The organism is Gammaproteobacteria bacterium, assembly GCA_032250735.1.
Classification (GTDB): domain Bacteria; phylum Pseudomonadota; class Gammaproteobacteria; order SZUA-152; family SZUA-152; genus SZUA-152.
The window spans coordinates 1-14,562 of the sequence record JAVVEP010000015.1; the positions used below are offsets into that span (position 1 = coordinate 1).

A 14,562-nucleotide genomic window follows, 5' to 3' on the forward strand; every position below is an offset into this window, starting at 1 on the left:
TTCATAGTAGAAATATACCCCCTCCTTCAGACTCATTTCATATTGGACAAGGCTGGCGATTGACAACAAATGCATCTATCGGTAGAGTTGCCGCCGGTCGTCGCCAGGCCCTCTCGGGGATTGCGCGCCAACCATGCCCAGGTGGTGAAATTGGTATACACGCTAGCTTCAGGTGCTAGTGGGGGAAACCCCGTGGAGGTTCAAGTCCTCTCCTGGGCACCATTTTTTAATACATCCAGACCGTCCCAAACACAACTACACATCGGTTTAATCGCCTTTCGCGATCAAGCCCGACGCCCTGTGGTTGCTGTTTAGTGCTACGAAAAGCCGTGTTGTTCCGACCATACCAGCGAGAGCCTGTGAAAAAACCGTCGGCCTACTGCGGCCGTCGTTTTTTTCACAGGCTCTGAGTCCTACCGTTACCAGGGTTGCCTTCCTTGCTTTGCGACGGACAATGGCACTCTGATTTTGATAGAATGCCGCCAGTTCTTTTTATCGGATTATCGGAAAATCAGCCAAAATGCAGCGCAAACATATACTCCGCGACCTTCAATACTGGTTCGATCAAAATAGCTACAGGCGCGGCCGAGCCTATTTCAACCAAGGGCGCGTGAAGCATCTGTCCGTGACGAAATTGAATGACGCACTGGTGGAGTTGCGGGCGACGGTGCAAGGCAGCGGGCGCGCACCCTATGCGCAGGAGATTCTCATCTCCGGCATGGATGGTGGCGCAATCGATATCGACGGCGATTGCAGTTGCCCGGTGGAATATAACTGCAAGCATGTCGTTGCTGCCTGCCTGGCCTACCATGCCTCGTTAGATTCCACGGAGCGCGAGGTGCGCGACACCAGCCTGGAGTGGCTGGAGAGATTTGCCCGGGCGGGCCGAGGGGAAAACCCCGCTACGGCGACGGGCGTCGAATTCATTGCCTATATCCTGCACCCGGGGCAGACGCCTTCCGAGCTGGCCGTGGAATTCCTGATCACCCGCCGCTTGAAAAACGGCGGTATCGGCAAGGGACGGCGCACGGAATTGCATCAATTTGCCAGCTGGTATTCGTCCGCTGCTTACGCGCAGGAAGAAGATCATGACATCGGCCGGCTCATCGAGGCCCAGAAGGGAGCCGCATGGGGCTATCGCACCTATCCCCTGCGCGGCGAGCTGGGTTTTCTGGCCCTCTCCAGGATGCTCGATACCGGCCGGTGTTTCTGGGCCGACGTGCAGAGCCCTCCGCTACGTTTCGGCGAGTCGCGCGAGTTGCGGCTCGATTGGCAGGAGGAAAAGCACGGTGACCGCCGGCTGGAGATCGGCGTCGTGCCGCAGGCCATGGTTCTCAATAGCCAACCTGCCCTGTATCTCGATACGCAGACCGGGGTCATCGGCCCGTTGCGCGGGGCGGACTTTACCACCCGGCAATGGGCGCTGTTGCTGGAGGCGCCGGTGGTTGTCCCGGCCAAGGCCAGTGCCGAATTCAGTCAACACCTGCTGACCGATCTGCCGCAAACCCCACTACCTCCACCGCTGCAACTGGACACCGTTGCCATCCAACAGCAGCCCCCGATTCCACATCTGCACCTGTTCAGCGATGAGAACCCGGTCAGCGGCCAACGCGTGCACATGATGCGCCTGCGTTTTGCCTATGCCGGCCATGAGCTGGCGCCTATGCCATCCATACCCGTGCACAAGCGGGTCGATGGCCAGCAAGTTATCGTTATCCAACGGGATCTGCCTGCCGAACAGTCGGCGCTGGAAAAACTCCATGCCGCGGAATTTCAGTCGTTTGCGGATGAACAACACGGTGACCTATTTTTCGTTAGCGGGGCCGACAACCTCATGACCGCCGCCGCACGCTGGCAGCTGTTCCTGGAAACCACATTGCCCGGGCTGGAGGCCGAAGGCTGGAAAGTGGAGTTCGCTCCCGATTTCCAATTGCAATTCCTGCACGCCGACAACTGGGCGGTGAACATCGACTCGGACGACGAGTCGAACAACGACTGGTTTGATCTGCGTTTTGATCTGCAGGTCCAGGGACGCAAACTGCCCTTGTTGCCCCTCATCGCCGAAGCCCTGAATCACTACGAACCCGATACCCTGCCCGATGTTCTGACACTACCCCTGGGTGACAACCAGTACCTGCAACTGCCCGCCGAGCGTATTCGGCCCATTTGCGAAACCCTCTACGAGCTCTACGACGCCGGCACATTGAATGATGACGGTGCGCTACGCATGAGCCGCTTCGATGCTGCGCGGCTGACAGAGCTGGAAAAAGCGTGTAACCACGACATGCGCTGGCGCGGCGGCAAGGCGCTGCGGGCACTGGGGCGCAAGCTCAAGGATTTCGACGGCATCAAACAGGTCACCCCGCCGCGCACACTAAAAGCCGATTTGCGCGAATATCAAAAGCAGGGCCTGAGCTGGCTGCAATTTCTGCGCACTTACGAATTCAATGGCGTACTGGCCGACGACATGGGCCTGGGCAAGACCGTGCAGACCCTCGCCCACCTGTTGCTGGAAAAAGCCAAGAAACGCCTGGACCGGCCCTGCCTGATCATCGCGCCGACCAGCCTGATGAGCAACTGGCGCCGTGAGGCGCAGCGATTCGCGCCCTCGATCAAGGTGCTGGTGTTACACGGCCCCGAACGGAAACAACACTTCGATGACATCGACAGTCACGATGTGATACTCAGCACCTATCCCTTGTTAGCGCGCGATCACGAAACCCTGCTCGCGCACGAGTATCACTACCTCATCCTCGATGAAGCGCAGGTGATCAAAAATCCTCGCGCCAAGGCCGCGCGCCTGGCGCGCGACATTCGCGCCCGTCATCGCCTGTGCCTCACCGGCACGCCGATGGAGAATCATTTAGGCGAACTGTGGGCGCTGTTCGACTTCCTCATGCCCGGCTTTCTGGGCGACAGCAAATTGTTCACGCAACGCTTCCGCACCCCCATCGAAAAAAACGCTGATACCGAACAACGCGCGCGCCTGGCGCGACGGGTCGCGCCCTTCATGCTGCGCCGCCGCAAGGCGGATGTGATCAAAGAGCTACCGGCAAAGACCGAGATCCTGCGCACGGTGGCGCTGGAGGGCAAACAGGCGGCGCTCTATGAAAGCATTCGCCTGTCCATGGAAAAGAAGGTGCGCGACGCCATCGCCAAAAAGGGCCTGGCGCGCAGCCACATCACCATCCTCGACGCTCTGCTGAAGCTGCGCCAGACGTGTTGCGATCCGCGATTGCTGCCGCTGGCACAGGCCAAAAAAGTTGGCGAATCCGCCAAACTCGACATGCTCATGGAGATGCTGCCGGAGATGCTGGAAGAGGGACGGCGCATTCTGCTGTTTTCCCAATTCACCACCATGCTGGCGATCATCGAGCGGCGCTTGCTTGAGGCCGGCATCGGCTACACCAAACTCACCGGCCAGACCCGCAACCGTGACGCCGCCATTGAGCGATTCCGCCAGGGCGAGGTCAACGTGTTTCTCATCAGCCTCAAGGCCGGCGGCGTGGGCCTCAATCTCACCGAGGCCGACACCGTCATCCACTACGACCCCTGGTGGAACCCGGCCGTTGAAAACCAGGCCACCGACCGCGCCCATCGCATTGGCCAGGACAAGGCCGTATTCGTCTACAAGCTGATTACCGAAAACACGCTGGAAGAAAAAATCCTGGCCATGCAGGCGCGCAAACAGGCACTGGCCGACGGTGTGTACAAACAAGGCAACCAAGGTGAAGGCCTGAAACTCGACGCCAATGACTTGCAGGAACTGTTTGCACCGCTGGCGCTGACCGGCTAACAGACTGTTGAAATGATTCATCACACGGCGTGGTTTCGGGTACAGGGCGGAACCACGGCGGTGTGCCGCCATTAGAGGGTTCAGCGTTAACATGCCCTTCATGCCCTGTTTACCCATACCGCGTGGGCACAGAAAACGTGCCCACCCTACGCGGCCAGTTGAGATCACACGTAGAATGAGAGTTTCACTGGGGAAGCTGTTCCACCCTCCCTGTAGGAGCCGAGCCCTCTCGGCGATTCGGCTTCAACGATCGCACCAATGCATACAATCGGCCAGGGGCTGGCCTCCTACTCAGCACTCTTTATTGCCGCGCGGGTCATGCCGACCGAGACGGTTTGCTTTGTCCCGTTCACACGGCCGACCCAACTAACGTTAATAAGCACATGCTTGCCGGACAAATTGTTACGTACAGCTATATCCAGATAGCGGATCACCCAGTATTGGGTGTCGATGATGAAATCCTCGACGCGTCCGATGTCGCCATCCAGTGCCGCGACGCCATACCCCTTGAGCTGCGCGGTACCACGCAGGTAGGTTTCTTCATGGTACTCAGGCAACACCGCAGCGATGGGACGGCGCAAAGGCGGTGTGGCCTCGATGTGCATCGTATCCCAGTAGGGTGGCCAGCCATAATAGTGATAATAGCTTTGCTCATACTGTCGGGATAACGGTCTGGCGGTGCTAACCGGCGGACTGTTTTCGATCTGCCTGCGGGTCAGTTCGACATCCATCGTTTTGCTGTCCGCGTCGATCTCACCGATGGCAACGGGCGAGACCAGCACACGCCCATCCATAAAATGGCCACCAATATTGACCACGAGATAGCGTACCGCCCAGTTCACGGCATCGAAGTAAAACGCCTCCACAGCGCCGATCTCACCATCGACGGCATCCAGCCTATAGCCTTCCAACGCCTTTGCCGTTTGCAGTAGATTCATATGCCCTGCTCATTCAAGAGTTGCATCCATAGGGCTGGCTTTCCGCCAACTTGCCGGATATTAGATACCGATACCGCGCACAGGCGCATTGAAATATTTCAATGCCGGGCACAGGCCGCAGTTCGACAAGATCAACAATTCCGCCCTCATAATATCCTAGTTAATGTTAGACATTGCGCGCTCAGCATTCAGCACCCGGCTGTTCACTGACCGGCATACTGCCGGGCGGCGACAAAACAGCGTTGTTTCAGCGCCGCCAGCAATTGATCATAGGAGTCCGCGAATTTCTTGACGCCTTCCTGCTCCAGCTGCCGGGTGATCTGGTCCAGATCGACGCCGAGGCGTTGCAGGGTTTTGAGATTGAGCTGGGCGATATCCCTGTCGGCATCGAGTGTGGCCTGCAATTCACCATTCGCCTCCAGCGCATCCAGGGTTTCGGGCGGCACGGTATTTACGGTGTCGGGGCCGACCAACTGTTGCACGTAGAGCAGCGTGGCATAGGCCGGGTTCTTGGTGCTGGTGCTGGCCCATAGCGGACGCTGCGGATGAGCACCGCGTTGGTGTTCGGTCTCGAACGGCGCGCTACGCATCATCTCCCGGAAGTGCTGATAGGCCATCTTCGCGCTGGCGATGGCGATTCGGCCCTGCAGCGCGATGGCGTCCGGCGTGCCGATATCATCCAGCGCGGCGTCCACGGCCGTATCGATGCGGCTGACAAAGAAAGAGGCCACCGAGGCCACCGACTGCGGTTGTGGATTCTGCGACAGGCCACGACGATAGGCCTCCAGCACCGCCTTATAACGCTCCACCGAGAACAGCAGGGTCACATTGACGTTGATACCCTCGGCAATCAGGTGCTCGACCGCCGGCAGGCCGGGCTCGGTTCCCGGCACCTTGATCATCAGGTTCGGCCGGTTCACCGAGCGCCACAGGTGCCGGGCCGCCTCAAGGGTGGCGTCGGTATCAAAGGCCACGTGCGGCGACACCTCCAGGCTGACAAAGCCGTCCTTCCCTCCACTGCTGACATACACCGGCTTGAGGATATCCGCCGCCATCTGCACGTCCTGGATCGTCAGCCACTGGTAAAGGGTCTCGGCGTCCAGCGTAGGGTCGGCCTGCAACAGATCGAGGATGGCATCGTCATAATCCTCACTGTGCGCGATCGCCTTGTGGAAGATGGTGGGGTTGCTGGTAACCCCGCGCAGGCCCTGCGCGACCAACTCCTTAAGCCCGCCGCGGATCAACAGGTTCCGATCGATATAGTCCAGCCATATGGACTGCCCGTACCCGCTATACAGTGTGAGCATCTTTGACATTGCGATGTATACCTCTTGTTATTGGCATGTTGTTGGCGTCGATGATTCTGCCGAGATCTGCACTGCCTATTTCAGGTTCACTGACCGATTCACTCTAGGGTCCGCCAGCCGCACCGGCATTGAAAAATATCAATGACCCCATCCCGCCCCGGCGCGAGGATGACGCGCCAGGACACACAGGCACAGGACAGGGAGGCACCGATGACCAGCAGCCCTGCTAACCGCACCGCAGAACACAAACCAAGGACATAGCGACTATCCCGGTGCCAGGCTGTGTACTGACGAACACACGAAAAGCTAAACCAGCCGGCATCACAACCGATCGGCACGCCACAACTGCCGACGCGTAACCATAATCCGCGAGATCGATAACGACCCTTTCAGAGAGCAATGCCAGCGGCGTTAGGGTGCAGCAGGCTCAGGGTACGGCAGCCATCGCATCCGTCACTGCGCCCACGTTACGTCTATAAATAAGGAGAGAGCATCCAAAACGGCGACCGGGACACCCGGCGAGCAACCCAACAAGGCAACATGAGCGACACTGATATCCATAATGGACGGCAGGGAAAGATCGTGGCGATCCGCGGCAACGTGGTGGATGTGCAGTTTCCGCCGCCGCTGCCGGCGCGCAATCACCAGCTGCTCACAGGCGCGGATGAACAGATGGGGCTGCGGGTGGTACTGGAAGTACAGACCCATCTGGACACCGCAACCGTGCGCTGCATCGCCCTCAACGCCACCCGTGGTCTGAGCCGGGGGATGGCGGTGCAGGACACGGGCGCCACGCTGCAGATACCGGTGGGCGAGGCCCTGCTGGGACGGATGCTGAACGTGTTCGGCGAGGCAATCGACGGCCGGGGCGCGATCGAGAGCAGGGAACACTGGCCGATCCATCGGCCGCTATTGCCCCTGGCCGATCGCACCACCGGCACCGAGATCTTCGAAACCGGCATCAAGGCCATCGACCTGCTGGCGCCGCTGGAGCGCGGCGGCAAGTCGGGGATGTTCGGCGGCGCGGGGGTGGGCAAGACCGTGGTCATCAACGAGATGATCAACAACATGGCGGCGCGCTACGAAGGGGTCAGCCTGTTTTGCGGCATCGGCGAACGCATGCGCGAGGCCGAGGAGATGTATCGGGCGATGCAGGATTCGGGGGTGCTCGATAAGGCGGTATTGATCTACGGGCAGATGAACGAACCCCCGGGGGCGCGCTTTCGGGTCGGCCACGCGGCGCTGACGGTGGCGGAGTATTTCCGCGATGTGGTGAAGCGCGACGTGCTGCTGCTGATCGACAACGTGTTCCGCTTCGTCCAATCCGGCACCGAGGTCTCCGGGCTGATGGGCCGCATCCCCTCGCGGGTGGGATATCAGCCCACCCTGGCCACCGAACTGGCCGCACTGGAGGAGCGTATCTGCAGCTCGCGCAGCGGCAGCATCACCTCGGTGCAGGCGGTCTATGTGCCCGCCGACGACCTGACCGACCCCGCGGCCACCCACATCTTCGCCCACCTGTCGGCCTCCATCGTGTTGTCGCGCAAGCGCGCCAGCCAGGGCCTGTACCCGGCCATCGACCCGCTGCAGACCGACTCCAAGATGCTGACCCCCGGCATTGTCGGCGAGCGTCATTACCGGGTGGCGCAGGCGGTGCGCAGCACGCTGGCCGAATACGAGGACCTCAGGGACATCATCTCCATGCTCGGCATGGAGGAGCTTTCGCGCCAGGACCGGGACACGGTCAGCAAGGCGCGCCGCCTGGAGCGGTTTCTGACCCAGCCGTTTTTCACCACCGAACAGTTCACCGGCAAGCCGGGCCGGCTGGTCTCCCTGCCCCAGACCCTCGAGGGCTGTGAGCGCATCCTGGCGGGCGAATTTGCCGGGCTGAACGAAAAGGCCCTGTACATGATCGGCGCCATCGACGATCTCCCAGCGGCGGAACCCGCCCAGGACACAGAGGCGGAAACCGCTCATGAGTGAGACCGACCAGGAGGGAGGCATGCGTCTACAGGTGCTGCTGCCGACCGAGGTGCTGGTGGATGAGACGGTCACCAAACTGGTCGCCGAGGCAGAAAACGGGGAGTTCTGCCTGCTGCCGCGGCACATCGACTTCGTCGCCGCGCTGGTGCCGGGGGTGCTGTATTTTTCCGACCGGGACGGCGCCGAGCACTATGTGGCCGTTGACCAGGGCGTGCTGGTGAAATGCGGCCGCGAGGTGTCCGTCTCCACCCTCAACGGTGCGCGCGGCACCGATCTGGATCGCCTGCAGACCCTGATCGAAGAGCGTTTTCTGGCCCTGGATGAGCACGAGCGCAAGACCCGCACCGCCCTGGCCCGGCTGGAGGCCGGCACCCTGCGCGGCTTTCGTGAGCTACAGGAGAAGTTTCATGGTTGAGCCACCCAGCCCACCGGGGACCGACGACGGCAAGCAACCCCTCGGCAAGACGGTCGGCCAGCGCGCCGCCCGCAAGCAGCAGGCCCGCGCCAAAGGCAAGCGCGCCGCCTGGTTCGGGCTGGGCATGTTCGGACTGGTGGGCTGGTCGGTGGCGATACCCACCGTGCTCGGCATCGCCGCGGGTCTCTGGCTGGACCGCCGCTGGCCCGGCCCGGCCTCCTGGACCCTGACCCTGCTCTTCATCGGGGCCGCCCTCGGCTGCCTCAATGCCTGGTACTGGATCCAGCAGGAGAGCCGGCGTGACTGAGACCGGCACCATTGTTCCGATCCTGCTCAGCTTTGGCGGGCTGTTTCTGCTCGGCCTGCTCGCCGACCTGGCCGGGCGGCACACGCCCCTGCCGAGGGTCACCCTGTTGTTGCTGTGCGGATTCATGATCGGCCCAGCGATGCTCGACTGGCTGCCGGCCCTCACCAACGAGTGGTTTCCGGTACTCACGGATATCGCCCTGGCGATGATCGGCTTTCTGCTGGGCCAGAACATGACCCGCGCCCGGTTCACTGAGCTGGGCCGACCGGTGCTCGCCATGTCCCTGGGGGAGGTAATACTCACGGCCTTACTGGTATTTTCGGTGCTGTGGTTATTCGGTTTTCCCCTCGACATCGCCCTGCTGCTGGCAGGGATCGCACCGGCCACCGCGCCTGCCGCCACCGTGGATGTGGTGCATGAATACCGGGCCAGGGGCCGGTTCACCGATACCCTGCTGGGTATCGTCGCCATTGATGATGTCTGGGGACTGCTAATGTTCAGTGTGCTTCTGACCCTGGCCCAGGCGCTCGGTGGCCAGGGCGGTGAATGGTGGGAGGTTCTCCGGATCGGGGCCTGGGAGATCGGCGGCGCCGTCCTGGTGGGGGGGCTGGTGGGCTTGCCCATGGCCTATCTCACCGGACGCATCCGCCCGGGGGAACCGACCCAGGCAGAGGCACTGGGGCTGGTGTTGCTCTGTGCCGGCATCGCCGTGTGGGCCGAGGTCTCCTATATTCTGGCCGCCATGGTGCTGGGTGCCGTGGTCGCCAACCTGGCCAAACACCACGACCGTCCCTTTAATGCCATCGAAGGCATCGAATGGCCGTTCCTGATCCTGTTCTTCCTGCTGGCGGGGGCCGAGCTGGACCTGAGCGCGCTGTCCCAGGCCGGCCTGTTGGCCACCGCCTATATCGGCCTGCGGATTGCAGGTCGACTGCTGGGCACACGACTGGGCGGGCAGCTGGTCGGCGTCGATACCACCACCCGCCGCTGGATCGGTCTGGCCCTGTTACCCCAGGCGGGGGTGGCGATCGGCATGGCCCTGCTCGCCAGCCAGCGGTTTCCGGAGATCAAGAATGTCATCCTGCCGGTGGTGCTCGGCGCAACCGTGGTGTTTGAGCTCATCGGCCCGGTGGCCACCCGCTGGACCCTGATCCACGTCGGCGATATCGATACGACCCAGCCACACAGCTCTCCACATAATCCACATAGCCGTCCACATAAAAAGAAGCGCCCATGATCAGTCCGTTCTCACTCATCCTCTCGGCCATTCTCGGCGCCCTGCTCGGCCTGGTGTTTTTTCAGGGGCTGTGGATCACGGTCCGGCGTCTCGAACAGACCCGCCACCCCATCGTGTGGATGCTGGGCAGTCTGCTGCTGCGCTTCGGCCTGGTGCTGGTGGGGTTCTTTCTGCTCGCCCGCCAGGGAGACTGGACGCTACTGCTCGCCGCCGTCGCGGGCTTTACCCTGGCGCGGCTGCTCATTACCCGGCAGCGGCGACCGGCTGACCTCAAAGCGCAGAGATCGAAACCATGACCATCAGCCCCGACAGCATCATCTTCTGGCAGTGGGGGCCGTTTGCGCTCAATGCCACCATCGTCTTCAGCTGGCTGGTGATGGCCCTGCTGACCCTCATCGCCTGGGCGGTGACCCGCCGCCTCGCCAGCGGCACCGAGCTGTCGCGCTGGCAGAACCTGCTGGAGGTGCTGGTGGTGGGCATACGCGAGCAAATCAGGGAGGTCACCCACCAGCATCCGGGACGCTATCTGCCCTTCGTCGGCAGCCTGTTTCTGTTTATCGCCATGGCCAATCTGCTCAACGTGGTGCCGGGTTACATGGCGCCCACGGGCTCGCTGTCGACCACCACCGCGCTGGCCCTCTGCGTGTTTATCGCGGTACCGCTGTTCGGCATCGCCTACGAGGGGCCGCGGGCCTATCTGAGCCATTACCTGAAACCCACGGTGCTGATGCTGCCCTTTAATATCATCGGCGAGCTGTCGCGCACCATCGCCATGGCGGTGCGCCTGTACGGCAACATCATGAGCGGCACGGTGATCGTCGCCATCCTGCTCAGCCTGACGCCCTATCTTTTCCCCGTGGTCATGCAGCTGCTGGGGCTGCTGACCGGCATGATCCAGGCCTACATCTTCGCCATCCTGGCCATGGTGTACATCGCCTCGGCGACATCGGCCCACGCGGAAAAAACCACCGTGAACACCCCGCCCTCTTCCCACTCAGACCCTTCCCACACAGACCATTGACCAAGGAGTCACTCATGGACAGCATTTCCCTCATCGGCATGATTTCCATCATCACGGCGGGCCTGACCATCGCCATCGGCTCCATCGGCCCGGCGCTCGGCGAGGGCCGCGCGGTGGCCCAGGCCCTGAGCGCCATCGCCCAGCAGCCGGACGAATCCGCCACCATCACCCGCACCCTGTTCGTCGGCCTGGCGATGGTCGAGTCCACTGCGATCTACTGTTTTGTGGTCGCGATGATCCTGATCTTTGCCAACCCCTTCTGGGATCATGTCATCGCCGCGGCGGCGGGGGGCTGAGCGATGAGCATCGACTGGATCACGGTCTCGGCGCAGATCATCAATTTTCTGGTCCTGGTCTGGCTGCTGAAACATTTTCTGTATCAGCCGGTCATCCTCGCCATGGAACGCCGCGAGCAACGCATTGCCGACCGCCTGAACGAGGCAGAGCAGCGCGAACAGCAGGCGGCGCAACAACGGCAGCAGTATCAGGACCGGCAGCGCGAGCTCGCAGAGCAGCGCGAGGCGATGCTGGACGAGGCCCATGCGCAGACCGAACAGCAGAAACGCCAACTGCTGCACGAGGCCCGCGAGGAGGTCGCCAGACTCCGCGAGGACTGGCAGGCCCAGGTCCGCCAGGAACAAAAGGAGTTCCTCCTGCAACTGCGCGAGGAGACCGCCACCACGATCCAGGAGATCGCGCGCAAGGCGCTGGCCGATCTGGCGGATAGCCCGCTGGAGGAACAGATGATCGAGGTGTTCATCCACCGGCTGAAGTCGCTGGACGGGGAGGATCGCCAGTCCCTGGCGGCGACGGCCGGACCGATTCGCATCAGCAGTGCGCAGGCGCTGGACGCCCCGCTGCGCGGACGGCTCACCCGTGCCGTGCACGACCATCTGGCGGACGACGTCGCGGTGGAATACAGCCAGTCGCCGGCCCTGCTCTGCGGCATCGAACTCAGCCGTGGCGAACAGCGGCTGGGCTGGAATCTGGCCGCCTATCTCGAACAACTGGGCACGCGCATGCAAGACGCCTTCGCGCCCCTCGAAACGACGCAGGACTGAAAGCGTGTTACAACAACTCCTGGACGACACCATCGGCACCCTGCGCCGGACCATCGCGCAAACCTCGCCGACCTTGCGCCGCCACGAGACCGGCATCGTCATCCAGGTCGGCGGCGGGATCGCGCAGGTCAGGGGGCTGCCCGGCCTCGGCTCCGATGAGCTGGTGCGCTTCGGGGATGGCCTGCTGGGGGTGGCCATCAACCTGGAGCCCGACGCCATCGGGGTGGTCCTGCTGGGTAACAGCGACCAGCTGGTGGCCGGCATGGAGGCCAGCGGCACCGGGCGCGAGGCCGACACGCCGATCGGCAAGGCCCTGCTGGGGCGGGTGATCGACGCCACCGGGCGGGTGCTCGACAACGGCAAGCCGCTGCCGACCGGCGAGCGTCGGCCCATTGAGCGCCCGGCCCCCCCCATCATCGACCGCTCGCCGGTCACGGTGCCGCTGGAGACCGGCATCAAGACCATCGACGCCCTTATCCCCATCGGCCGCGGCCAGCGCGAACTCATCGTCGGCGACCGCCAGACCGGCAAGACCTCGGTGGCCATCGACACCATCATCAATCAGCGCGACAGGGGGGTGATCTGCATCTACTGCGCCATCGGCCAGCGCGGCACCGCCGTGGCCCGCGTGGTGGACACCCTGCGCCGGCACGATGCCCTCGACAACACCATCATCGTGGTAGCCTCGGACGAGGACCCGCCGGGGCTGCGCTTCATCACCCCCTATGCGGCCACCAGCATGGCCGAGTACTTCATGGAACAGGGCCGCGACGTGCTCATCGTCTACGATGACCTGACCCGCCACGCCCGCGCCTATCGCGAGCTGTCGCTGCTGCTGCGCCGGCCGCCGGGGCGCGAGGCCTATCCGGGCGACATCTTCTATATCCATTCCCGGCTGCTGGAACGCGCCACCCACCTCAGCGAGGCGCGCGGCGGCGGCTCGCTGACCGCCCTGCCGATCATCGAAACCCAGGCCCAGGACATCTCGGCCTACATCCCCACCAACGTGATCTCCATCACCGACGGCCAGATCTACCTCTCACCGAACCTGTTTCACAAGGGCATGCTGCCGGCCATCGACGTCGGCAAATCGGTGTCGCGGGTCGGCGGCAAGGCCCAGTACCCGGCCTTTCGCAGTGTTGCCGGCGATCTGCGCCTGTCCTATTCCCAGTTCGAGGAGCTGGAGACCTTTGCCCGCTTCGCCACCCGCCTGGACAAGGACACCCGCGCCACCATCGAGCACGGCCGCCGGGTACGCGAGGTCCTGAAACAGGGCGAGCACCATCCCCTGCGCGCCAGCGAGCAAATGGCCGTGCTCAGGGCGGTCAACGCCGGCCTGCTGGACGCCCTGCCGCTGGACCAGATCGCGGCGGCCGAGACCGCGATCCAGCAACGGGTGCTGGTGGAACTGCCCGGGCTGTGCGAGGCGATGGAGGCCGGCGAGCGGCTGGATGACGGGCAGTGGCAACAGGTGCTGGAAGTAGTGAAAGCGGCGCTGGGGCCGTGGCAGGACGAGACAGCAGATGAGACAACAGACGAAACAACAGACGAGACACCGGCAGCCGGCTGATGGAATCCCTCGAACATCTGCACCGACAGCTGGACAGCCTCGACGAGCTGCGCACCATCGTCAAGACCATGAAGGCGCTGTCGGCGGCCAGCATCCGCCAATACGAGCAGGCGGTCATCGCCCTCCGCGGCTACTCGCAGACCGTGGAGCGCGGGCTCTACGTGGTGGTGAAGGACATGCAGTCACCGCCCGCGCCCGTCCCGCCGTCACGCCACTCCCCGCAGCCCCCCCCACGCCAGGCCGCCATCGTCTTCGGTTCGGACCACGGCCTGTGCGGCCGCTTCAACGAGGAGATCACCCAACACGCCCTGGCCCACCTGGACGCCAGCGCCCCGGCGCCGGACCAGCGCCTGATCCTCGCGGTGGGCGCCCGCGTCGCCGCCAGCCTGGAACAGGCCGGCCAGGCCATCGAAGAGGATTTCATGGTGCCCGGCTCGGCCGAACGGATCACCGCCACCGTGCAGCAGATCCTGCTCAAGGTCGACGAATGGCGCGAGCAAGCCGGTGTCCATTACGTCTATCTGTTCTACAACCGCCACACCAGCAGCCGGGCGTATCAACCCACCACCCTCGAACTGCTGCCCCTCAACCTGCAACGCTTTCAGCAGCTGAACAGCGGCCCCTGGCCCTCGCGCAGCCTGCCCACCTTCAGCATGGACCGCGAACGCCTCCTCAGCCACCTGTTGCGCCAATACCTGTTTGTCACCCTGTTCCGTGCCTGCGCCGAATCCCAGGCCAGCGAACACGCCAGCCGCCTCGCCGCCATGCAGGCCGCGCAGCGCAACCTCGATGAACGGCTGGACGAGGTGACCATGACCTTCCGCCGCGCCCGCCAGAGCGTAATCACCTCCGAACTGCTGGACGTGGTCTCGGGCTTCGAGGCGATCACCACAAAAACCACCTGAGAGACACGTGAGCGAACAGATG

The 14,562-nt window shown here is 62.9% G+C and carries 13 protein-coding genes and 1 tRNA gene; 12 read left to right on the top strand and 2 right to left on the bottom strand.

Annotated features, from left to right (window positions below):
* The first annotated feature begins 135 nt into the window (after positions 1-135).
* Together RRB22_09805 and RRB22_09810 are read left to right on the top strand one after the other, a co-directional pair.
* Positions 136-222: transfer RNA gene (locus tag RRB22_09805), tRNA-Leu, on the top strand.
* 403 nt (positions 223-625) lie between these two features.
* The gene (locus RRB22_09810) at positions 626-3,796 is read left to right on the top strand and encodes a DEAD/DEAH box helicase (protein MDT8384699.1); all 3,171 of its coding nucleotides are present in this window, start codon (positions 626-628) and stop codon (positions 3,794-3,796) included.
* A gap of 287 nt (positions 3,797-4,083) precedes the next feature.
* Here RRB22_09810 and RRB22_09815 read toward each other — a convergent pair whose 3' ends face one another.
* Positions 4,084-4,734 carry a PRC-barrel domain-containing protein gene (locus RRB22_09815; protein MDT8384700.1) on the bottom strand — a complete coding sequence of 217 codons (651 nt, stop codon included), beginning with the start codon at positions 4,732-4,734 and terminating at the stop codon, positions 4,084-4,086.
* A 203-nt stretch (positions 4,735-4,937) separates the two neighbouring features.
* Positions 4,938-6,050 carry a transaldolase gene (tal, locus tag RRB22_09820; GenBank protein MDT8384701.1) on the bottom strand — a complete coding sequence of 371 codons (1,113 nt, stop codon included), beginning with the start codon at positions 6,048-6,050 and terminating at the stop codon, positions 4,938-4,940.
* A 531-nt stretch (positions 6,051-6,581) separates the two neighbouring features.
* Here tal and atpD point away from each other — a divergent pair.
* The 10 genes from atpD to RRB22_09870 are packed head-to-tail and all read left to right on the top strand — an operon-like array spanning position 6,582 to position 14,540.
* Positions 6,582-8,024, top strand: coding sequence for a F0F1 ATP synthase subunit beta (gene atpD / locus RRB22_09825; protein ID MDT8384702.1), 1,443 nt, complete (start codon positions 6,582-6,584; stop codon positions 8,022-8,024).
* A 19-nt stretch (positions 8,025-8,043) separates the two neighbouring features.
* On the top strand, positions 8,044-8,439 hold the full coding sequence (locus RRB22_09830) for a F0F1 ATP synthase subunit epsilon (protein MDT8384703.1): 396 nt from the start codon (positions 8,044-8,046) through the stop codon (positions 8,437-8,439).
* The gene (locus RRB22_09835; protein ID MDT8384704.1) at positions 8,432-8,746 is read left to right on the top strand and encodes an AtpZ/AtpI family protein; all 315 of its coding nucleotides are present in this window, start codon (positions 8,432-8,434) and stop codon (positions 8,744-8,746) included. Before RRB22_09830 ends, RRB22_09835 begins: the two co-directional genes overlap by 8 nt.
* A complete protein-coding gene (locus tag RRB22_09840) occupies positions 8,739-9,983 on the top strand; it encodes a cation:proton antiporter (GenBank protein ID MDT8384705.1) in 1,245 nt (414 codons plus the stop codon). Before RRB22_09835 ends, RRB22_09840 begins: the two co-directional genes overlap by 8 nt.
* Complete coding sequence (locus RRB22_09845) at positions 9,980-10,279, top strand: ATP synthase subunit I (protein MDT8384706.1); 300 nt, start codon at positions 9,980-9,982, stop codon at positions 10,277-10,279. Before RRB22_09840 ends, RRB22_09845 begins: the two co-directional genes overlap by 4 nt.
* Positions 10,276-11,004, top strand: coding sequence for a F0F1 ATP synthase subunit A (locus RRB22_09850; protein MDT8384707.1), 729 nt, complete (start codon positions 10,276-10,278; stop codon positions 11,002-11,004). The genes RRB22_09845 and RRB22_09850 overlap by 4 nt, the downstream gene beginning before the upstream one ends.
* A 14-nt stretch (positions 11,005-11,018) precedes the next feature.
* The gene (locus RRB22_09855) at positions 11,019-11,300 is read left to right on the top strand and encodes a F0F1 ATP synthase subunit C (protein ID MDT8384708.1); all 282 of its coding nucleotides are present in this window, start codon (positions 11,019-11,021) and stop codon (positions 11,298-11,300) included.
* A gap of 3 nt (positions 11,301-11,303) precedes the next feature.
* A complete protein-coding gene (gene atpF, locus RRB22_09860; GenBank protein MDT8384709.1) occupies positions 11,304-12,065 on the top strand; it encodes a F0F1 ATP synthase subunit B in 762 nt (253 codons plus the stop codon).
* A gap of 4 nt (positions 12,066-12,069) precedes the next feature.
* The gene (locus RRB22_09865; GenBank protein ID MDT8384710.1) at positions 12,070-13,635 is read left to right on the top strand and encodes an alternate F1F0 ATPase, F1 subunit alpha; all 1,566 of its coding nucleotides are present in this window, start codon (positions 12,070-12,072) and stop codon (positions 13,633-13,635) included.
* A complete protein-coding gene (locus tag RRB22_09870; protein ID MDT8384711.1) occupies positions 13,635-14,540 on the top strand; it encodes a F0F1 ATP synthase subunit gamma in 906 nt (301 codons plus the stop codon). Before RRB22_09865 ends, RRB22_09870 begins: the two co-directional genes overlap by 1 nt.
* Positions 14,541-14,562: the final 22 nt, after the last annotated feature.

Excerpts from the sequence above, each read along its gene's own strand:
- RRB22_09815 (MDT8384700.1), bottom strand. The coding sequence starts at position 4,734 with ATGAATCTACTGCAAACGGCAAAGGCGTTGGAAGGCTATAGGCTGGAT.
- tal (MDT8384701.1), bottom strand. The coding sequence starts at position 6,050 with ATGTCAAAGATGCTCACACTGTATAGCGGGTACGGGCAGTCCATATGG.
- atpD (MDT8384702.1), top strand. The coding sequence starts at position 6,582 with ATGAGCGACACTGATATCCATAATGGACGGCAGGGAAAGATCGTGGCG.
- RRB22_09830 (MDT8384703.1), top strand. The coding sequence starts at position 8,044 with ATGCGTCTACAGGTGCTGCTGCCGACCGAGGTGCTGGTGGATGAGACG.
- RRB22_09835 (MDT8384704.1), top strand. The coding sequence starts at position 8,432 with ATGGTTGAGCCACCCAGCCCACCGGGGACCGACGACGGCAAGCAACCC.
- RRB22_09845 (MDT8384706.1), top strand. The coding sequence starts at position 9,980 with ATGATCAGTCCGTTCTCACTCATCCTCTCGGCCATTCTCGGCGCCCTG.
- RRB22_09850 (MDT8384707.1), top strand. The coding sequence starts at position 10,276 with ATGACCATCAGCCCCGACAGCATCATCTTCTGGCAGTGGGGGCCGTTT.
- RRB22_09855 (MDT8384708.1), top strand. The coding sequence starts at position 11,019 with ATGGACAGCATTTCCCTCATCGGCATGATTTCCATCATCACGGCGGGC.
- atpF (MDT8384709.1), top strand. The coding sequence starts at position 11,304 with ATGAGCATCGACTGGATCACGGTCTCGGCGCAGATCATCAATTTTCTG.
- RRB22_09870 (MDT8384711.1), top strand. The coding sequence starts at position 13,635 with ATGGAATCCCTCGAACATCTGCACCGACAGCTGGACAGCCTCGACGAG.